Source organism: Mesorhizobium sp. B1-1-8, assembly GCF_006442795.2.
Lineage (GTDB): Bacteria > Pseudomonadota > Alphaproteobacteria > Rhizobiales > Rhizobiaceae > Mesorhizobium.
This window is the reverse complement of the sequence record NZ_CP083956.1, coordinates 2,980,125-3,000,305: the sequence shown is the minus strand read 5'-3', so window position 1 is coordinate 3,000,305 and position 20,181 is coordinate 2,980,125. Positions and strand designations below refer to the sequence as shown.

16 protein-coding genes, 2 tRNA genes and 1 pseudogene are annotated in these 20,181 nt (G+C 63.4%); 7 read left to right on the top strand and 12 right to left on the bottom strand.

Annotated features, from left to right (window positions below):
- Window positions 1–38: 38 nt before the first annotated feature.
- Entirely contained in the window at window positions 39–329 is a 291-nt protein-coding gene (locus FJ974_RS14550) for a hypothetical protein (RefSeq protein WP_140534419.1), read from the top strand.
- A gap of 12 nt (window positions 330–341) precedes the next feature.
- Here FJ974_RS14550 and FJ974_RS14545 read toward each other — a convergent pair whose 3' ends face one another.
- The 9 genes from FJ974_RS14545 to FJ974_RS14505 form a co-directional block, all read right to left on the bottom strand.
- Window positions 342–1,166 carry a tetratricopeptide repeat protein gene (locus tag FJ974_RS14545; RefSeq protein WP_140534421.1) on the bottom strand — a complete coding sequence of 275 codons (825 nt, stop codon included), beginning with the start codon at window positions 1,164–1,166 and terminating at the stop codon, window positions 342–344.
- Window positions 1,153–2,877, bottom strand: a complete 1,725-nt coding sequence (ilvD, locus tag FJ974_RS14540; RefSeq protein ID WP_140534422.1) for a dihydroxy-acid dehydratase — start codon at window positions 2,875–2,877, stop codon at window positions 1,153–1,155. Before ilvD ends, FJ974_RS14545 begins: the two co-directional genes overlap by 14 nt.
- 289 nt (window positions 2,878–3,166) lie before the next feature.
- Window positions 3,167–4,396 carry an OmpP1/FadL family transporter gene (locus tag FJ974_RS14535; protein WP_140534424.1) on the bottom strand — a complete coding sequence of 410 codons (1,230 nt, stop codon included), beginning with the start codon at window positions 4,394–4,396 and terminating at the stop codon, window positions 3,167–3,169.
- 350 nt (window positions 4,397–4,746) lie between these two features.
- Window positions 4,747–7,530 carry a valine--tRNA ligase gene (locus tag FJ974_RS14530; RefSeq protein WP_140534426.1) on the bottom strand — a complete coding sequence of 928 codons (2,784 nt, stop codon included), beginning with the start codon at window positions 7,528–7,530 and terminating at the stop codon, window positions 4,747–4,749.
- 221 nt (window positions 7,531–7,751) lie between these two features.
- Complete coding sequence (locus FJ974_RS14525; RefSeq protein ID WP_140534428.1) at window positions 7,752–8,597, bottom strand: PopZ family protein; 846 nt, start codon at window positions 8,595–8,597, stop codon at window positions 7,752–7,754.
- A gap of 254 nt (window positions 8,598–8,851) precedes the next feature.
- Window positions 8,852–10,243, bottom strand: coding sequence for a TolC family outer membrane protein (locus FJ974_RS14520; RefSeq protein ID WP_140534429.1), 1,392 nt, complete (start codon window positions 10,241–10,243; stop codon window positions 8,852–8,854).
- Between the two features lie 185 nt (window positions 10,244–10,428).
- On the bottom strand, window positions 10,429–11,103 hold the full coding sequence (locus FJ974_RS14515) for a protein-L-isoaspartate O-methyltransferase family protein (RefSeq protein ID WP_140534451.1): 675 nt from the start codon (window positions 11,101–11,103) through the stop codon (window positions 10,429–10,431).
- A gap of 91 nt (window positions 11,104–11,194) precedes the next feature.
- Window positions 11,195–11,268, bottom strand: a tRNA-Cys gene (locus tag FJ974_RS14510).
- Window positions 11,269–11,447: 179 nt separating this feature from the next.
- On the bottom strand, window positions 11,448–11,708 hold the full coding sequence (locus tag FJ974_RS14505) for a hypothetical protein (protein ID WP_140534431.1): 261 nt from the start codon (window positions 11,706–11,708) through the stop codon (window positions 11,448–11,450).
- A 205-nt stretch (window positions 11,709–11,913) separates the two neighbouring features.
- Here FJ974_RS14505 and FJ974_RS14500 point away from each other — a divergent pair.
- Window positions 11,914–11,988: transfer RNA gene (locus FJ974_RS14500), tRNA-Asn, on the top strand.
- 44 nt (window positions 11,989–12,032) lie between these two features.
- On the opposite strand, the pseudogene FJ974_RS14495 reads toward FJ974_RS14500, so the two are convergent.
- Window positions 12,033–13,224: pseudogene (locus tag FJ974_RS14495) on the bottom strand (IS481 family transposase).
- 680 nt (window positions 13,225–13,904) lie between these two features.
- On the opposite strand from FJ974_RS14495, the gene FJ974_RS14490 reads away from it, so the two are divergent.
- Window positions 13,905–15,836 carry a hypothetical protein gene (locus FJ974_RS14490; RefSeq protein WP_226891262.1) on the top strand — a complete coding sequence of 644 codons (1,932 nt, stop codon included), beginning with the start codon at window positions 13,905–13,907 and terminating at the stop codon, window positions 15,834–15,836.
- 281 nt (window positions 15,837–16,117) lie between these two features.
- Here the strand turns inward: FJ974_RS14490 and FJ974_RS14485 are convergent, their stop codons facing one another.
- Window positions 16,118–16,843, bottom strand: a complete 726-nt coding sequence (locus tag FJ974_RS14485; RefSeq protein WP_181177250.1) for a hypothetical protein — start codon at window positions 16,841–16,843, stop codon at window positions 16,118–16,120.
- Window positions 16,844–17,386: 543 nt separating this feature from the next.
- Window positions 17,387–17,614, bottom strand: coding sequence for a hypothetical protein (locus tag FJ974_RS14480; RefSeq protein ID WP_140537340.1), 228 nt, complete (start codon window positions 17,612–17,614; stop codon window positions 17,387–17,389).
- A 186-nt stretch (window positions 17,615–17,800) separates the two neighbouring features.
- Here FJ974_RS14480 and FJ974_RS14475 point away from each other — a divergent pair, with 186 nt between their 5' ends.
- From FJ974_RS14475 to FJ974_RS14460, 4 genes are all read left to right on the top strand, one after another.
- Entirely contained in the window at window positions 17,801–18,229 is a 429-nt protein-coding gene (locus FJ974_RS14475; RefSeq protein ID WP_140537341.1) for a cupin domain-containing protein, read from the top strand.
- Between the two features lie 119 nt (window positions 18,230–18,348).
- A complete protein-coding gene (locus FJ974_RS14470) occupies window positions 18,349–19,107 on the top strand; it encodes a copper homeostasis protein CutC (protein WP_140537452.1) in 759 nt (252 codons plus the stop codon).
- Window positions 19,107–19,619 carry a GNAT family N-acetyltransferase gene (locus tag FJ974_RS14465; protein ID WP_226891260.1) on the top strand — a complete coding sequence of 171 codons (513 nt, stop codon included), beginning with the start codon at window positions 19,107–19,109 and terminating at the stop codon, window positions 19,617–19,619. Before FJ974_RS14470 ends, FJ974_RS14465 begins: the two co-directional genes overlap by 1 nt.
- A 68-nt stretch (window positions 19,620–19,687) precedes the next feature.
- On the top strand, window positions 19,688–20,176 hold the full coding sequence (locus tag FJ974_RS14460) for an SRPBCC family protein (RefSeq protein ID WP_140537343.1): 489 nt from the start codon (window positions 19,688–19,690) through the stop codon (window positions 20,174–20,176).
- Window positions 20,177–20,181: the final 5 nt, after the last annotated feature.

Below are 20,181 nucleotides of genomic sequence, written 5' to 3'. Positions count from 1 at the left end.
ACGTTTGGTGCGTTATCGTCGTGTCAGGGGGTGCCGTGATGATACGATTTGTTGCTTACCCGGTCTGCCTTTTGTGGACGCTTGCCGCGGCGGCGCCGGCGCTCGCCGCGCCGGAGTGTCTTGCCAACGGCAAGTCCTTCAAGGTCGGCGAGACGGCGTGCCTGACGCTCGCCGGTGAAACCCACCTCGCCCGCTGCGACATGGTCCTCAACAACACGTCCTGGACGAAGATCGAGGATGGGTGCCCTGGAGCAGCCCCAAAACTCCATCCCACGTCGACGTCGACGCCGGCGCCGGGCGTGGTGCCGACGGAACCGACCGAGAACTGACCTCAAAGCCTTCTACTGGTCGCCGCCGCCCTTGGTCAGGATATCGTCGGCCAGCGAAATCGCCGTGCGGCGGTCGGCCTCGCCGGCGGCGGCAAAGGCCTCTTCCTGCATGCTGCGGATCCAGGGCTGGTCGGCCGGCGGAGCCCGCTCGAGCGCCGCCGTCATCATCGCCAGGCCGCGCACGATCTTGCCGCTCTGGAACAGGAGATTGCCGAGCGTCGCCTGCGCGCCGGCATGGCCCTTCTCGGCGGCCAGCTGCAGCCAGCGCCCGGCCTGCTTGACGCTGGCCTTGACGCCGCCCTCGCCCTTCAAGAACATCTGGCCGATCTCGAACTGGGCGTTCGGATTGCGGTAGTTGGCGGCGGCGCGCATATAATATTCCTGCGCCGCGACCTCGTTCTCGGTGACCGGGCTGCCAGGGATACCCTTGCGCAGATAGTCGCCAAGCGCCACCAGCGCGTCCGAGACATAGCTTTCCTCCGGCGAGCCGGGCTCGACATCCTGGTCGACGATCTCCGAGAAGAACTTGAACGCCTCGTAGTCGTCGCGCGCCACCCCGTCGCCTTCGGCATACATGCGCGCAAGCTTCCACGTCGCGCCGATCTGGCCGTTTTCGGCGGCGTATTTATAGGCCTCGACCGCCTGGTCCTTGTGGCCGTTCTTGTAGGCCGAAAAGCCGAACTGGAACACCGCCCACGGGCTCGACTGCGGCTTGACGCCGGTCTTGTCGTCGAACACCTTGTCGTCGAAGGCCATGGCCTGCCCGACGGCGCCCAAGGTCGCTATCGCGACCAGTGCCGAAAAGACAGACGACCTCAACACCTCAAATGTCCGCATAGCAGTGCGTTTCTTTGGCGCCGCCCGGATGTGTGACCGCGCCGTCGCGGGCCGACCCCACGGTCTGCGCATATTTCCAGATGGCGCCGGACTGATAATCGGTCTCGCGCGCCTTCCATTTCTTTGCCCTCGCCGCCAGTTCGGCGTCCGACAGCGCCACCTCGATCGTGCCCTTCGTGGCATCGATCGAGATCACGTCGCCATTTTTGATCAGTCCGATCGGCCCGCCGACGGCCGCCTCGGGTCCGACATGGCCGATGCAGAAGCCACGGGTGGCGCCCGAAAAGCGCCCGTCCGTGATCAGCGCCACCTTGCCGCCCATGCCCTGACCGTAGAGTGCCGCCGTCGTCGACAGCATCTCGCGCATGCCGGGGCCGCCGCGCGGGCCCTCGTAGCGGATGACGAGAACCTCGCCTTCCTCGTAGTTGCGTTGCGTGACTGCCTCGAAGCACTCCTCTTCCGAATCGAAGCAGCGCGCCGGACCGGAGAATTTCAGTTCCGACATGCCCGCGACCTTCACGATCGCGCCTTCCGGGGCAAGGTTTCCCTTCAAGCCCACAACGCCGCCTGTCCTGGTGATTGGCCGGTTGGCGGGACGCACGACATCCTGGCTGTCATTCCAGGCAACATGCTCCATATTTTCGGCCAAAGTGCGGCCGGTAACCGTCAGGCAATCGCCGTGCAGATAGCCGTGGTCGAGCAGCGTCTTCATCAAGAGCGGAATGCCGCCGGCCTCGAACATGTCCTTGGCGACATATTTGCCGCCCGGCTTGAGGTCGGCGATATAGGGCGTCTTCTCGAAGATCGCCGCCACGTCGAAGAGGTCGAACTTGATGCCGGCCTCATGCGCGATCGCCGGCAGATGCAGCGCGGCATTGGTCGAGCCGCCGGTGGCGGACACGACGGTGGCCGCATTCTCCAGGGCCTTCAGCGTGACGATGTCGCGCGGCCGGATGTTCTTTGCGATCAGTTCCATGATCTTTTCGCCGGAGGCGAAATTGAAACGGTCGCGCATCTCGTAGGGCGCCGGCGCGCCGCAGGAATAGGGCAAGGCCAGGCCGATTGCCTCGGCGACGGTGGCCATGGTGTTGGCGGTGAACTGGGCGCCGCAGGAGCCCGCCGACGGGCATGCTGCCTGCTCGATCTCGAGCAGTTCGGCGTCGCCGATCGTGCCGACCGAATGCTGGCCGACGGCTTCGAACACATCCTGCACGGTGATCTGCCGGCCGCGATAGCTGCCGGGCAGGATCGAGCCGCCATAGATGAAGATCGAAGGCACGTTGAGCCGCACCATCGCCATCATCATGCCGGGCAGCGACTTGTCGCAGCCGGCAAGCCCGACCAGCGCATCGTAGCAATGACCGCGCATGGTGAGCTCTACCGAATCGGCAATGACCTCGCGCGACACCAGCGACGATTTCATGCCTTGGTGGCCCATGGCGATGCCGTCGGTGACGGTGATGGTGCAGAATTCGCGCGGCGTGCCGTTGGCGGCGGCGACGCCCTTCTTGACCACTTGCGCCTGGCGCATCAGCGAGATGTTGCAGGGAGCGGCCTCGTTCCAGCAGCTGGCGACGCCGACCAGCGGCTGCGCGATCTCGGCCGCCGACAGTCCCATGGCGTAAAGATACGAGCGATGCGGCGCACGCGCCGGGCCGACGGTCACGTGGCGGCTGGGCAGCTTGGCCTTGGAGATTACTCTGGCGTCCATACTCGTCCTTGCCGCACACCCCGCGGCCTGCCTCATCGCCGAGCCTTGCTGGCGCGCGCCTCCCGAGACAATTCGAGGTGCGCCGGGTTTATGGCGGGAAATGGGCAGTCCTCCCGACCTGACTTTTAGCGCAGGGGTTGTTCATAAACTGTTGCCAAAACGTCACAATCGTGAGGGGCACCGATCGTGCGGCGAATCTGGAACATCGCGCTGAGAGATCGGCTTGAAGCATCGGCTGGACAGAAAAAGGCCGGGCGCTGCCCGGCCTTTTTCTCGAATTTTCAGAAACTTAGAACTTGATCTTGACGCCGCCCGAGATCGCCGTGACCAAGTCGTTGCCGAAATCGTAACTGGCGTCGTCGCCAATGATTTTGCCATTCGGGCCAATCAATGTACCGGAATGACCGCTGGTCATCACGCCGATTGCACCCGCCAAGCGAACCTCAATGTTGGGCTGGGGTGTATAAGCGACCCCGCCGCCGACGGTCCACGTATCGGTTTGCGCGCCATAACCATGCGAGGTGCCACGGTCCCAAGAAAGCTGTCCCGCAGCGCTCCACTGGTCGTTGAACTTGTGGCCGACGCCACCCGAGACAGTCCAGCCGTCACGATACATCAGGTCGAGCGAAGTCACTTCTGCCGGCGAGTTGCTGAAGCAAAGCGAAGTCGGAACGCCTTTCGGGCAGATCGGCACGCTCTGCAGCGTGCTCCAGTTGACCCACTTGATCGAACCGAAGGCAAGCCAGCCGGGTGCGATGCCGGATTGCAATTTCAGTTCCACCACATCCGGCATGTACTGCGTCGAGCCGTAGATCGGGATCGTACCTAGGCCAACGTTCGTCAAGTCCAGCGTGCCCTCGATGTTGTCGAGCTTGACCTTCGAATTGTAGACCAGGCTAGCGCGCAGGGCGATGTCCGGGATTTCATAGGCAATGCCGGCGCGCCAGCCCCAGCCATTGCTCGTCAGATCGACACGACCAGTACCCCCGAAGTCGGGTACAAACGGTGACACCAGGTCTTCCTTGAAACCGTACACTTTCTGATAGAAGACACCGCCGATAAAGCGGAGTTGACCCTTGCCGGCATCCATCTTGTAGGAACAGGTTGCCGCGTAGTTGTCGCTCTTGATGTCGGTTTCCATGTTGGAAAACGCGCCGTTCCACACGCCGGGTGCGGTATGCGCGCCCCAAGGCTGCGAATAGTCGAACATGCAGTCGACGCCCTGGACGACCTGAGCTTTGACGCCGATGCGCGGCACCCAATAATCCTCGGCTCCCTTGGCTGAGGTGCCAAAGCCGAGGTCGGCGCCACCAGGGCCACGCGCGTTCTTGTACTTGCGATCCGGCATCACGTAGGTCGCTTCGGCTTCCGTCGCGAACGGCGCCGGATCGAACAGAAGGTCGATGTCGTAGCCGCCGCGCTCCAGGCCGCCGGCATGCGCCGGATGCATCGCCGCGCCGATCAGTGCCAGCGAAAAGCACCCTGCCCCCAGCAGTGCTTTGAGCCGCAGAACGTCCATAGATTTCCCTCCCCGAAATACGAGTGGATCAAGCTAGAACCAATTCGGGTTAACGGCGCAACAACGTTTTCAAGAGCTGTACATGTACATCTTGACAGCACGCATTTTCGCCATGGTAGTTGGCGCCTAAGTCGTGCCCGTCAGCATTTATCAGCCGCAAAAAGTGACAAAAATCGGCTAAAAATGCACAAAAACGGCCCGTTTTGGGGGCTGATGGGTCCCATTGTTACATTATGGCAACAATGGGGCGCAAACTTTCCGTTTACGTCAAAATTAACGCAACGGCATGCCTCTTTCCGAGGCAGCCGACGTACCGGAAGAAGCCTCCGGCGAAGGTCGAATCCGGCGGCTCAGCCGGCGTCGCGGACCCTGGTCAAAGCCACCGAAAGCTTCTCCTGCGCCGCGCGATATTCCGCCAGCTTTTCGCGCTCGGCCTCGACCACCTCCTCGGGCGCGTTGGCGACGAACTTTTCGTTGGACAGCTTCTTGTGCAGGCGGGCGATCTCCTCGGTCACCTTGGCCAGTTCCTTCTGCAACCGTGCGGCCTCCGCCTGAAGGTCGATCAGGCTGCCGAGCGGCAGGCTCACCGTCGCCTCGTTGAGCACGATCTGGGCCGATCCCTTCGGCGGCGCGTCGACCAGCGCGATGTCGCCGACCCGCGCCAGCCGCTTGATGGCTGAGGCATGGCGCTCCAGCCGCTCATGCGTGAGCGTATTGGCGCCGATCACCATCAGCGGCGCGATGGCCGCCGGCGGCACATTCATCTCCGAGCGCACCGAGCGGATGCCGGAGACAAGCTCGACCAGCCAGTTGATGTCGGCGGCGGCATCGTCGTCCTCGAAATCCGGCGACGGCCATGCGGCATGGCAGAGCAGCGACTCGCGTTCCCTGCCCTCGCCAGCCGTCTGCGCCCACAGCTCCTCGGTCATGAAGGGCATCATCGGATGCAGCAGCTTGTAGATCTCGTCCAGCACGAAGGCGACGCAGGCCCGGCTCTCGGCCTTGGCCGCTTCGTCGGCGCCCATGAACACCGGCTTCAGAAGCTCCAGATACCAGTCGCAGAACAGGTTCCAGACGAAACGGTAGGCGGCGCCCGCCGCCTCGTTGAAGCGATAGGCGGTTATGCCTTCGGTGATGGCGCGCGCCGCGCGTGTCAGCTCGGTCAGGATCCACCGGTTGACCGCGAGCTTGGCATCGTTCAGCCAGAAGTCGTCGTTGCGCGCGACCTCATTCATCTCGGCGAAGCGCGTCGCGTTCCAGAGCTTGGTGCCGAAATTGCGGTAGCCGGCGATGCGCGCCGGATCGAGCTTCACGTCGCGGCCCTGCGCCGCCATGACGGTCAACGTGAAGCGCAAGGCGTCGGCGCCATATTCGTCGATGAGCTCGAGCGGGTCGATGACGTTGCCCTTCGATTTCGACATCTTCTGCCCGTTCTTGTCGCGCACCAGCGCATGCACATAGACGGTGTGGAACGGCTCCTCGTCCATGAAGTGAAGGCCCATCATCATCATGCGGGCGACCCAGAAGAAGATGATGTCGAAGCCGGTGACCAGAACGTCGGTCGGATAATAGGTCTTCAGCTCCGGCGTCTGGTCGGGCCAGCCAAGCGTCGAGAACGGCCACAGCGCCGAGGAGAACCAGGTGTCGAGCACATCCTCGTCACGCGTCAGGATCTCGCCCGGCTCGAAATTCTCCAGTCTGTCCTCGACCCAGGCCTTCCACGGCCCCTCCAGCGCCAGATAGTATTCGATTGCCGCGGCAAGCGCCTCTTCCTCGGTCTTCTCGACGAAGACGCGTCCGTCCGGCCCGTACCAGGCCGGGATCTGGTGACCCCACCACAGCTGGCGCGAAATGCACCAGGGCTGGATGTTCTCCATCCAATCGAAATAGGTCTTTTCCCAGTTCTTCGGCACGAAGCGGGTGGCGCCCGCGCGCACCGAGGCGATCGCCGGCTTGGCGAGCTCGGCTGCGTTGACGTACCACTGGTCGGTCAGGAACGGCTCGATCGGCACGCCGCCGCGGTCGCCATGCGGCACCGCGTGGTGATGCGGTTCGACCTTGTCGAGGAAGCCGCCTTCTTCCATCAGCTCGACGATCTTCTTGCGCGCGGCGAAGCGGTCGAGCCCGTCGAGCTCGTCCCAGACAGTTTGGCGCTCGGGCGTGACCTCGAGGCCGGCGAGAAAATCCTCATTGTCCTTCAGCTTGATGGCCGCCTCTACGGTCAGGATGTTGACCGCCGGCAGCTTGTGGCGCTTGCCGACCTCGAAATCGTTGAAGTCGTGCGCCGGCGTGATCTTGACCGCGCCGGACCCTTTTTCCGGATCCGAATATTCATCCGCGACCACCGGAATCCGGCGGCCGACGATCGGCAGGACGATGTTTTTCCCGACCAGGTCGCGGAACCGCTCGTCGTCGGGGTGCACGGCCACCGCCGTGTCGCCGAGCATGGTTTCCGGACGCGTCGTCGCAACCGTGATGAAAGTCTTCGGATTTTCCGGATCGAACGTCACGCATTCGATCGGGTACCGAAAATGCCAGAGACTGCCGTTGATCTCGTGCTGCTCCACCTCAAGGTCCGAAATGGCGGTGAGCAGCTTCGGGTCCCAGTTCACAAGGCGCTTGTCCTTGTAGATCAGGCCTTGCTTGTAGAGCGTGACGAAGACTTCCAGCACTGCCTTGGACAGGCCCTCGTCCATGGTGAAGCGTTCCCGGCTCCAGTCGGCCGAGGCGCCGAGCCGCTTCAGCTGGTTGAGGATGGCGCCGCCGGATTCGGCCTTCCACTCCCAGATTTTCTCGATGAACTCCTCGCGCGTCAGGTCGCGGCGATGGATCTGCCTCTCCATCAGCTGGCGCTCGACCACCATCTGCGTGGCGATGCCGGCATGGTCCATGCCGGGCTGCCAAAGCACATTCTTGCCGCGCATGCGCTCGAAGCGCACCAATATGTCCTGCAGCGTGTTGTTGAGCGCATGGCCCATGTGCAGCGAGCCGGTGACGTTGGGCGGCGGGATGACGACGGTAAAGGCTTCGGCCCCTTCCTCCGCGCCGGCGCCGGCGCGAAAGGCGTCAGCCTCTTCCCAGACTTTGGCGATCTTGGGCTCGACGGTCTTGGCGTCGTATGTTTTTTCAAGCATGGAGGAAGTCCGAACTGTCGGGAATTGATGCGTCCGGTGTAAATCGGAAGGTCTTGGCCGAGTCAACCGCGAGCGGGGAGCGGCCTGCTCTTACAAGATAGGTCCGCCACGGCGGCCGGCAATCCCACGCCCTCGGCGATGCCACCCAAGCGGTTTTCGAATCCTTTCCAGACAAAAACGCCGCCCGAGGGGCGGCGTCTCATCCTGAACGGCCGGAAAATTTACTGCGCGCCGCGCGCCACGCGCTCGATCTCCTCGCGCACCAGCCGCTCGACCAGGGTCGGCAGATTGTTATCGAGCCAGTCCTGCAGCATCGGCCGCAACATCTCCTCGGCCATCTCGTCGAAGGTTTTCTTGCTGCGGCTGGCAAAGGCGTCGGAGAGCTCGCCGAACGCCGCCGCGACCTGCCGTCCGGCATGCTCGGAAAGGATCGCCGGCCGAGCCGGCGGCGGCGCGTCCGGCGACGGCGCGCGGGAGACGCTGGAAGGCGCGGCAATGGATTCCACCACCGGTGCATCCGCCTCCTCCTCGTCGATTTCGACTTCCTCTATTCCGACCTTGGGCGCGGCTTCCTGCACACGCTGAGCCGTTTTGGCGGTGACCGTGTTGCCGCCGGCGGCGGCGATTTCGCGTCGCCAATCGGCGACGATGCTGTCCGCGGTCTGCGGCGCGCTTGCCGCGACAGGCTGGCCCGCAACCGCCGGCGCGGCGGGTTCGGCGGCGATCCTGGCCCCGACTTCCGCCAAGGTCCTCGGCGCCGGTGTGATCTTCACCGGTTCCGGACGGGTCTCGACGCGCCGGACCGCCGGATCGGCCGCCGCGAGCTGGGCCTGGACCTCAGCCAGGCTTACCGGCTTTTTCGGGGTGGTTTCGGCATGCAATTCGGAGCGGAAGGCATCGACCTCGGCGACCGGCTCCACCGCCGGCGCCGGCTGGAGATCCTGGCGCGGCTCACCGGCATCGACCGGCTGCTTGCGGCCGGTGTCGCTGTCTTCGATAATCCTGCGGATCGAAGCCAGTATCTCTTCCATGGAAGGTTCGCGCTGTGCGCTGCTTGCCGTCGCCATCGTCACATCCGCCGCCCTTGTGACCCGTTACAGATTTCCGTTCCAGCCTCGACCGGATCGAATCATGGCGACAGCGTAACCGACCGATCGCCATCCGAGAATCCCCAATCTGGGGAGACTTTGGATTTCAACAGATTAGGGGATTTCAACAGATTAGGTCGGCGCCACCCAGCAACCGGATGATTCGGCTCGGTCACGCAAAAACGCCGCGCATCCCTCGGACACGCGGCACTCCTGAAAACGATGCCGAAAAATCAGCGGCCGTCCGGCGTGCGCAGCCCGATCCACTTGTCCTTGACGGCGTTGTAATGCTCTTCCGGCTTGTACTTCGTGACCGGCAGGCCGAGGCGTTCGACCGACAGGCGGCCCATCGCCGACAGGATCGCATAGCTCGCCACCACGACGTCGTGCTCGGAACTCGCCTGGTTGATCTTGGCGGTAATGACGGCGTTCTGCGCGTTCAAGACATCGAGCGTCGTGCGCTGGCCGACATTGCGCTCCTCGATGACGCCGTTGAGCGCCAGCTGGGCGGCTTCGATCACCTGCCTGTTGGCGTCCACGCTTTCGCGGGCGGCGGTATATTGCGTCCATGCCGCGGCCACCGCCTGGCGCACCTGGTCGCGGTTGACATCGACCTCGATCCGGGCCTCGCTCAGCGATTCCTTGGATTGACGCACCAGGGCGGAAGTGCGGCCGCCCGAATAGATCGGCACCGTCAGCGTTGCGCCGATATTGGCTGAGTTGGTGGTGCCGTCGGTCGCGCTCGAGAAGGTGCCGGGCGAGGTGTTGCGATAGGCACTGGAGACACCCGCTGAAGCCGAAAGCTGCGGCAACAGCGCGCCTTCGTTCGATTTCACCGAAAACGCCGCCGCATCGACGAGATGCTCGGTTGCCAGTATCGCGGGATGTTCGGCGGCGGCAATGGTGAAAGCGCTGTCGATGCTCGACGGCAACAGCCTGGCCAGCGGCGCTGCTGCCTTGAGCTTGCCGGGCTCGTCGCCGACGATCTGGTGATAGGTTGCGGCACTGGCCAGCGCCGTCGCGCGAGCGCTGGCGAGCTGCGCCACGGCGGTGGCGCGTGAAGCGTCGGCCTGCGCGACGTCGGTACGGGTGCCTTCGCCGACCTCGAAGCGCGACCTTGCGGCGCGCGCCTGCTCGGTCAGGAATTGCAGGTTCTGTTCGGTCAGCACCGCCACCTGGCGGTCGCGAATCACATCCATGTAGGCGCTTGCCGCGTTGAACAGGATGTTCTCTTCGGTGTTGCGCAAGCTCTCGACCGAAGCCTTGACCCGCGATTCGGCGGCGGCGACGTTGTTGCTGGTCTGAAACCCATCGAACAGCGTCTGATTGATCTGCACGCCAAAATTACCGGTGGTGATGGCCAAGCTCCGGCCCAGGCGGTTAGCATGGCTGCTGGTGTAATCGATGCTCGCGGATCCGGTAATGGTCGGACGCCAGCCCGACTTGGCGATGGCGACGCCCTCATCGGTGACGCGCGTACCAGCCCGCGCCGAGTTCAGCTGGGAATTGTATTGGTAGGCCTTGGCAAGCGCGCCGGTGATGGTCTCGGCCGAGGCGGCCAGCGGCGAAAGCGCCGTGCCGGAAACGAGGATGGCAGCTAAAATGCTTTTTCGTACAGGCGGCACGTTATTTCCCTCATTCGCTTTGCATGGGAACCACGCCACGTCAGCCCACCCTTGTGGATCAGCCAGCGCCGCGTTGTTTATCGTTCCCCCGCTGAAAGCCCCCGAAAATCCCCGGTTTAGCAATCAGCAACGATTGTTCGGGCGAAAACGATCATGACAACGCCTTCGCTGCAAGGCAAAATTACTTAGAATTCGAACGCATGGATGCGTTCGAACCCCGGTAGTGGCTTAATTGCCGCATTAAATGCCCGTCTTCCGGTTACAACCCCCCCTGCTTTGAAAAACAGACGGGCCACGCCGGAGTTGCCCTGCCCCTCCACTGCAACCAGGCGTCCTTCCTCCGCGAGCTGGTCGAGCAATGCCGCCGGCACCTCCTCGACGCTGCCGCCGATGACGATGACATCGTAAGGCGCGGTAGCGGCATGACCTTGCGGCAACGGTCCGGTCACCACCGTCACGTTGTGGCAGCCCAGGCTCGAAAGCGTCGATTTCGCGGCTTCCGCCAGCGCCGGATCACTTTCCAGCGCAACCACGGCGCGTGCAAGCCGCGACAGCAGCGCCGCCGAATAACCTGTGCCGCAGCCGACATCGAGCACCGAATCGCTGTCGCCGATTTCGGCCAGCTGCAAGAGCTTGGCAAGCGGCGACGGCTCCATCAGATAGCGGGCGCCGCCGCCATTGGCGCCGTCCGAAATGCGGATGTCCTCGTCGATATAGGCGAGGTCGCGCTGCTCGGGGCCGACAAACGCCTCGCGCGGGGTGACGAGCATGGCTTCGATCAGCGGTGCGCTGGTGACATCGGTGGTGCGAACTTGGCCATCGACCATCTTCAGGCGGCGTTCGGAGAAATCAGCGTTCATGTCCCAACCACCCGCTCTCCCCGCGTTTAAATTCGCGGTTTCATTCGACTGGAACTCCACTCCTGCGCGGTCGCGCCGGAGCCCGGGCATTTGGAGGCCTCGCCCGGAATCGAACCGGGGTGCAAGGATTTGCAGTCCTCTGCGTAACCACTCCGCCACGAGGCCTCGTAATGCTCCCGGCGTTCCGAGCGAACTCATTATGTTGGCGGTGAAAGGTCGTCAAGCGCTGGCGCTTCATTCGCGGCGCTTTCGATTGCCGCACCGGCAACAGTGGTTGCCGATCGGTTTCGGCCAGTTTCCAGAGCGATGACGGCGACTTGCCGGACCATTCCGAAACATGCCTGTCAGTCCGGGCGGCGCCGGCGCTCCCACCAGACGACGAAGCGCCGCCGGTGGCGGCGCACCAGCGCGAATTCATAGGACAGCACCAGCAGCCCCAGCGGAATCATCCAGAAACCGAGGATCGGCAGGAAACCGAGAATGCCGCCAATGGTGAGCACCACGCCGATCGCGATCCTCAAGCCGCGCGAGCGCGGCATGGTGAATTCGCGGCCGAAAACGCTGATTTTCCGCGCCGGCGCGTCATTGTCGTCTGCTGCCGTCATGTCGAGGCCCCGATCCGTCTGTCTTCCCACGCCAAAAGCGGCAGCCACCGCTTTGTTCCGCACAACTGTGAAGCCGTTCATATGTGGGCACGCTACAACGATGGCACAAATGGCCGCACGAAAACTGGAAAAAAATTGCGAAATGCTTCTTTGCAAAGCCGAAACGGGTTTGCTATAGGCTGCGCCACTTACATAAGAGCGCTGTTCCCCGGTAGCTCAGTGGTAGAGCAACCGGCTGTTAACCGGTTGGTCGCTGGTTCGAATCCGGCCCGGGGAGCCATTTTCGTCAATGTACGGCCCGGAGACATAGGTAACAGTTCGTACCTAAGACATGGGTGACAATCTCGTGCCGAACGGATTGTCGATCGTCTGCAAGGTCCTCTGCTCCAGGTCGACATATCCCAGATCATAATGCATGAAGCTGACGAGCCAAATGCCGTCGTCGACTTCCTTGATTCCGAGCCTCTGACCGGCGAGCACGGTCGAGACGTTGATCTTCTTCCTCATCATGCAGATGCGGCCGCAGGCGGTGACCATGGTGTCCTTGTCATGGAAGGGGTAGGTCAGCTCCGGCAGGCCATCATAGGGCCGTGACGAGGGGCTATAGAGTTCGGCCGGCACCTTCATGGCGATGGCTTCGTGGGGCCGTTCCTCATTGAATTCGCTGATGAAAGCGTCGAACCTGGCCTGCTGCTGGAGGGCATTCATGCCCGGCGGCCGCGTGGTCTCCTGCTTCAAGGTGCGGTGCATGCGCTCGTGGCGGCCGTTCTGCTGCGGATGACCGGGCCTGATGCGCTCGATCGCGATCCCCAGCCGCAGCCACCAGACGGAGAGCCTCGAGAGGTTGTAGAGGCCGTTGGGGGAAGCGAAGGGGACGCCGTTGTCGGAGCGGATGGCATGCGGCAGGCCGCGTTCCTTGAAGAGCCGGACGAAGGCCTCGATGACCGGAGCTTCCTTTGTCGCTTCAAGCGCTTCGGCGAGAAGCAGGTAGCGTGAGGCCTGATCGGTGACCGTCAGGGGGTAACAGTAGCGGCCGTCGCCGAGTTTGAACTCGCCCTTGAAGTCGGCGCACCACAGGTCATTGGGCTGGACAGCCTGCGAGAGCGGCGTGCCCTCGGCCTTGTTCGCCCCCGGTTCCTCTTGCGGGCCTGGCTCACAAGGCCGTGACGGTCGAGCACCGCGTGCACCGTGCTCTTGGCGGGAATACGCACGTCCCCGGCCAGCTTGCGCACCAGGAGCTCTCTGATCTTGCGGGCGCCCCAATGCGGCTTGTCGCGCTTGGCCTCGACGACCAGCCGCTCGACCGGGTCGGGCAGCTGGTTGGCTAGCGGACCGGCCGGCGCGAGCGGTCGCATAGGGCTTCGAGCCCTTCCTCCCTATAGCGGCCGAAGATCTTGTAGCCGGTCTTGCGGGAAATCCCGAACTCCCGACACACTTCGCTCATGCCTTCGCCATCCAGAAGGCGGGCGACAAAACGTAGACGTTCCTCCATCACCGAACACTCTCTCCACGGCATCAACACCTCCGGCCAAAAGCCAAAAGTGTTACCCATGTGTCCGGTACAAATCGTCACCTATGTCTCGGGTCGCTCACAAAACTGCGAACGTCGTGCTCCACTGTGAGCACCCGCGCTTTCCTCCAGGCGCGACAAGCGATTGCGAGTTTGAACCTCGAATCACGATTCGATCGGCTCCTGCTCAGCCTGCTGCACAATCTTCGACGACGAACTCCTGAACGGAGACTCAGACCCGCTACGAAGAGCGGGCACCACAATGGCCCGTTCTGCATGGCCGAAATACTGCCGAGATTGTTGACCGTCGAAGTCTGTGACCTAGCTTAAAGCCCACGGTGGGACCGCCCAGGCTCCGAAATGGCGGATTGCACGCATCGTGGGAGAACCTTGGGACATTGACAATGGAGAGGTGCGTGTCGGCTTTTCGGAGTGTTGCGCTGGCGCCGGCCGGCAACCGGCGGCGACGGCATCTGCAAGTTTCGTTTCGAGCAAAAATCATCTGCGCCGGCATCTTTTTATCAACGCACGACCGGCGCTCCGCAATGCAACAACACATTCGCACAGCACTGGGGCCTCGAAGCGGCGACAGCTTCGAGAGCAGGCAGAGGCTTTAGCCAGGGCGAGGACCCGAACACCGCTTCACGAGCTTAAAAATTGCACCCCAAGACCAGACGGGCACGGCGATGCCAAATCATCTTGCCGGAATTTACACAAATGACACGGATCTAGCCATCCTGGGCGGGATGGTGATACTTGCACTGGCTGGCGTCTTTCTTATGGTCCGGCATGCCCTTATCGCGGTGCAACGGCGTCGCCTGAAACCAAATGCCTATCTGAAAGAATGCAGGCCTGTTCCCGTCGAGGAGGTCCCTTGGGTTTGGGAACGCCCGGTCGACCTGGCAACCGGGCCTGCTTCTTCTCAGGCTGCCGTGCCCTCGGACGCGGATGCCCGGCCTCAGGATGCCAACTACCGTCAGTTCGGGGTGCGAATCGAGCATTTCGACATACTCTCCGAAGCTTCGGAGAGTTCGCCAGGCGACCAGCTCGATGCTTTCGCTTCCCCGGCAAACATTGCCACGGCCTCACCTCCTCGCGGTCGCGGGGCCATCCGTCTTGTGTCACGCCTGGGCGTCGCCGCAATCTGCCTGGCCGTGCCGCTTGGCTATGCGATGACGAGACAAAATTGGGTCGAAAGCGCCCCCGCCGTTTCGCAGGCCCAGGACCATCCAGATCTTTCGCGAAGCTTTGAGGCTCCGGCGAGTGCTGCATTGGATATGCGTGGACCAGCCCAGGGAGATGGACGTACGAATGTCGGATTGCTTGGCCCGGATCTCGCAACTCCCAAGGCACAAGTCGAAGCAGCTCGTGCTCAGGCATCCGCTGCGAGGGAATTGGCCGACCAGGAGCGCCGAGCTGTGGAAGAAGAGCGCGCCAGAAGCGCCTCTCTGCAGAGTGCGCTCTTCGAATCGCGCAAGCAGGTCGACGCGCTGAGGACAAGCATGGCAGCCGCCGACAGCGCATACGGGGAGCGTTTGCGCAACGAACTCGCGGCGGCCCGCACACTCGACGCATTGCGGCGCATTGCGGGGGACGCTCGCACGCTGCTGGCCGAGAGCATCAACTATGCCTTTACACAGATGCCCGCCGCTCATCGGGAGCGTCAGCGAACCGAACTGATGGCGCGCGATCTATCCCAAGCGCGGGCGCAAATTTCACAGCTTGAGGCCACGGCCGCCGAGGACCGCGCCAAAGCCAGGGCTTCGCTGGCGCAAGCAAGCGGAATGCTTGACGACGAGCGCCGGAAGTCGAAGGCCCTTCGTGCTGACCTCGCCGCGATGGAACAGTCCAAGGCCGCGATCGCGGACACGGCTGAGCGGGAACGGACCGGTGCAGCACGGGTTGAGCAGACCGCAGCCGAGACCGCGCAGGCCCTCGCACGAGAACGCGCTTCAGCAGTATCGACCCATGAGGGCCTCGATAAAGCCCGCCTTGAGCGTGACGCGGCTGAACAGGAACGAGCCAGGGCTGTCTCGGCGAGAGAGCGTGCCGAGCAGACTGCGGCCGAGACGGCGCAGGCTCTGGCACAGGCGCGCGCTTCAGAGGTCTCGACCCATGACGACCTCGATAAAGCCCGTGCCGAGCGCGACGCGGCTGAACAGGAACGCGCCAGGGCTGTCTCAGCGAAAGAGCGTGCCGAGCAGACTGCGACCGAGACGGCGCATGCTCTGGCACAGGCGCGCGCTTCAGCGGCCTCGACCCATGACGACCTCGATAAAGCCCGCCTCGAGCGCGGCACGTCCCGAGCGCTTTTGGGACAGGTCACCAGGCTGAACGAAGCTCTGGACAGGCAACGCGAAGCCACTGTTTCTCTAGCCCGCGTCCTGGCCGCCGCGCGCGCGGACAATGACAAGCTCAGGGCTGAGCGCCGCAGCGCGCAGATTGAGCCGCCACTGAAGCCGAGTTCCGGCCGCGCATCGGCCGGCACAGGTCAGGTGAAGGCCGTCAGCCAGAAGACGACTATGCGCAGCAAGGTTCGCAACTCGTCGCGGGCGATCCGCGTGCGTTCTATCACGCTTCCCTTTCCCCTCCGGCCAAGGCAACCGACGCTCGATTGAGTTCAAACGACCGCGACGGCGGTGAAGGCTCTAGAGTAATTCCAGGAGAAGTGTGACACGGTTAGGTTCGGCGACTTCGCCGTAGCCTTCCGTTCGGAGTTGCGTAGAACAAAGAGGTAGAGCGGTTCGCCGTTTCCGTGAAACGGTGAAACGCTCTAGTCATTGGCCTCGCACCCTCGCAACACACCGGACGCAGGGAAAGGTCACGATGGCGCGGCCTCTTCCTGGAAAAACCGGGAGGGCGAGATGAATTTCGTCGGCAAGGAGTTCCGCGCTTTGCGCTATGTCAGACCGATCACGCTGCCTTTCGCGTTCAATTCGCAGCCGACCGGCGCCTGACGCGTCTCCACGCGCCCCTGATGGACATAGTCGATGCTGACCTGAATGGGGGCCGAGATCCTGCGTTGGCTCAATCGACGTATGGAACCTGCGCTGCTGACGCGCACGCTGGCTGCGCCAAACTTGGCAGCGGCCTGCTCGATTGCCTCATGGCAGGCGCGAACGACTTTATCCGGGACACCCGGCAGCGCTTCGACTGGATTGACCGCCGGTGGAATGGTGCTGTCTTCGGGAGGCTGCAGGGCGGGCGGGAGGTCGAGCGAATGTCCGCCGTCCGCGGACGGATCGACGATGGCAGCTGTGGCGGCTGGAGTTGACGGTATTGCGGCCGTTGGAGTGGTGCTGATCCCGGGATCGTTCGACGGTGGATCGTTCGACGGCGGATCGTCCGACGGTGGATCGTTCGACGGCGGACTGCCGCTGTCGCCGACGGGATCGCTGGAAGATCCTTTGTGCTGGCCGTGGTTGCCACTTTCGCCGTGACGGCTGCCAGCATCATGATCTCCGTCATCACCCTGATGGCCGCCAGCGTCGTGTCCCCCGCCGTGCTGGCCGCCAGCGTCATGTCCTCCGCCGTGCTGGCCGGCGACTGCAGTTCCTGCGCAAGCTACCGCGATCGAGCAAGCGAATGCAAAATAAGCCAAGCTGAATCCAAGCGATTGACGCACGGCAATCTCCAAAGGTGCCTCGGCCCAGCCGTCCTTCCGCGTATACGGTCAGAACGTCGAAACCGCCGGTGCCCCCAGGCACTCGCGACTACGCGCCCACGGAATAACTAGAGGATGAATCCGGCGCATCAAGGACGCGGTGCCGGCGATGTCCGGCACCACCTGTGGCAGCGGGAAATGCCTATGCCGGCGAAAACGCGCGTTCGCACGACGCCGCGTTCTTGAGCGAGCGCGACTGCCCATTCCGCCAGGGTAGGATGGGTTCGGCCTTCGAGGCTGCCGGCCCATTTTTTGGCCTGCGGAACGCTCAGGATTTCTTGTCGCCGTTGGGATTTGGTGCCGGCGCCTCCCGCGCGTCGCGCGGCGGCTTATCGACATGATCGGGCTCTGGCGATGCTTCCTGATCGGGACGACGGAGAGGTCGCTTCCTCTGGTCGGACTTCGGCTGCGGTTCTTTGACCTTGGTAGGCATATCGAGTTAACTGGCTAACCCACCCTCTCGTTCCCTTTAATGCGCAAACGCCGGCCCGCTTGGAAGCAGGTTCAGAAGCCGAACTGTTCCTTGCGCAGCGCGTCTTCGTATTTTTTCTTCAGGTCCAGAACCTTGCCGCGCACCTCATCCTCATGGAAGTGCGCCGCCTCCCATTTGTCGATCTCGGCCAGTGAATGGTTGACGGAGGCGAGTTCCTCTTCCCGTCTGATCGCCGCTATCCATTCCTCCACCGCTGCCTTGTAGGCGGTCTGGAGCTGGTCGAGATCTGAGGTATCCATGGCATACTCCGCTGTCTGATGACGCTTTGTAGGTCAGCCCAATGAAGGAACTAAGACAGTCACCGACGCGATAATTTCAGCCTTCCGGCGGGTCGATGCGCCGCCCGATGGCCATCGCCGATGATCCCCTCGCCGACTTGCGCATGGGAGATCGCCGGGCGATGCTGCCGGCTTCTGGAGGACATCATGCGAAACATGCTGGTATCGGCGCTGCTCATGGCCGCGCTTTCGGCGACCGCCGCGCTTGCGTTGGACAGCAGCGGCGCGCCCGTCGTGGTGACGCCGCTGGCGTCGAAGACGACGACGGCATCGGGCCAGCCGATCACGCTGCCGCAAAAGAATGTCGAGGTTCAGGTTTCGATCTATCAGATCGCGCCGGGCGCCACCTTGCCGGTGCATAAGCATCCGTTCCCGCGCTATGCCTATGTCGAGGCAGGCACGCTCAAGGTTACCAATATCGAGACCGGCGCCAGCAATACCTACAAGACTGGCGATTTCATCGTCGAAATGATCGGGCAATGGCATCAGGCCGCCAACATCGGCGCCGATCCGGTCAGGCTGCTGGTGATCGACCAGGTCGAACAGGGCGCAAGGAATACCATCCTGCGGCAATAACCAGACGGCCCTTGAGGCTGGGCTTTGAGGGGAAGGCTTCATGCTGGACCGATCGTTGCGGCTTTCGCGGCGATCGCCGCAATGCTAGGGCTGGCCATCTGTTGAAGCATGGATGGACGCTGGTGACCGACGCCCGACTGCCCCTGATCGAAATCTGCGTCGAAGGCATAGACGGGCTGCTGGCCGCCCAGGCCGCCGGCGCCGATCGGGTCGAGCTCTGCGCCAGCCTGATCGAAGGCGGCATCACGCCGAGCCTCGGCACGGTGCGCGCCGCGCTCGACAGCGCCACCATTCCGTTCCATGTCATCGTGCGCCCGCGGGGCGGCGACTTTCTCTACAGCGAGGCCGAATACCGCTCGATGCTCGCTGATGTCGGCGCCCTTCGCGATCTCGGCGTCGCCGGCGTCGTCGTCGGCTGCCTGACCGCCGATGGCGCCATCGACGAGGTGCGCATGAGCGAACTGGTGCAGGCGGCTGGTCCGCTCAACGTCACCTGTCACCGCGCCTTCGACATGACCCGCGACGCGGCCGAGGCGCTGGAAGCGCTGATCCGCTGCAAGGTCGGCCGCGTGCTGACCAGCGGCCAGCGCGACACCGCGCTCGAAGGCGTGGATCTCCTGTCGCGGCTCGTCCGCCAGGCCGGCGAGCGCATCATCATTCTCGGCTGCGGCGGCCTGGCGCCCGACACCATCGGCGAAGTGCGCAGGCGAACCGGTCTCAAGGAAATGCATTTTGCAGCGCTCGCCGACGTGCCGAGCGCCATGCGCTACCGCAACCCGAATGTCGGCATGGGCGGCACCGATCTCGATCGCGAATACCGCAACACGGTCACGGACGAAGCGCTGGTGGCGGCAACGATCGCGGCCGCGAGGGCGTGATGCCGGCAACGACAATGTCGAAGGAATTGCTGCTGATCGAAAAGGTCGCGCCTGCCGACGAAGCCGCCATCCTCGTCCTCAACAACGAGCATGCCGCCGAATTGTCGTGGCTCGAACCCGAGCGGCTGTCCTTCCTGCTCGGCGAAGCCTTCTACGCGCGGCGCATCGGCGCGCTCGAAGCCTTCATCATGACCTTCGACCAGGATGCGGATTACGACAGCCCGAACTTTCTCTGGTTTCGCGATCGCTATCCGCAATTCGTCTATGTCGACCGGGTCGTGGTCGCGGCTGAGGCACGCGGCCGCGGCCATGCCCGCCGGCTCTATGAGGATCTGTTCGATCATGTCCGACGTGCCGGCCAGACCATCGTGACCTGCGAGGTGAATGCCGATCCGCCCAACCCGGTCTCGGATGCCTTTCATGCCGCGCTGGGCTTCACCGAGGTCGGCGACGCGGTGATCCACGGCGGCAAGAAATCGGTACGTTACTTTGCCAGGCCGACCGCCGGCTGAACGAACACCACTGGCCACGAAAACAAGCCGGGGCTAATGTACCCGCTCCTCTGGCAGGGGCGAACATCATGCCGAGCAACGTGTTCCGCTTCGACGAGAGCTGGGACATTCCCGACGCCATGCCGCAAGAAGTGTGGGACGTGCTGTCCGACGCCGAATTGCTGCCGCTCTGGTGGGGCGACGTCTACAAGCAGGTCGTGCCGCTCGACAGGAAGGGCAAGGGCGTCGTCGGTTCGCGCGCCAGGGCGCGGGCGCGCGGCGCCCTGCCCTACGAGCTGAATTTTATCATCGAGGCGGCCGAGCTCGACCCCGGCCGGCTGGTGGTGGTGAAGACCTTCGGCGATTTCGACGGCCTCTGGCGCGCGGAACTGTCGCCGTCCGCAACCGGCACGCACGTGGCGCTCATCTGGCAAGTGACGGTGGAGAGACCGATCCTCAAATTGCTGGCTCCCCTGCTGCGGCCAGCCTTTGCCTGGAATCACCGCTGGACCACGCCGCGCGGCGAAGCCGGGCTGCGCCGCTATCTGGCGACGCAACGCAACGGCAGGGCGGCTTAGAGCAA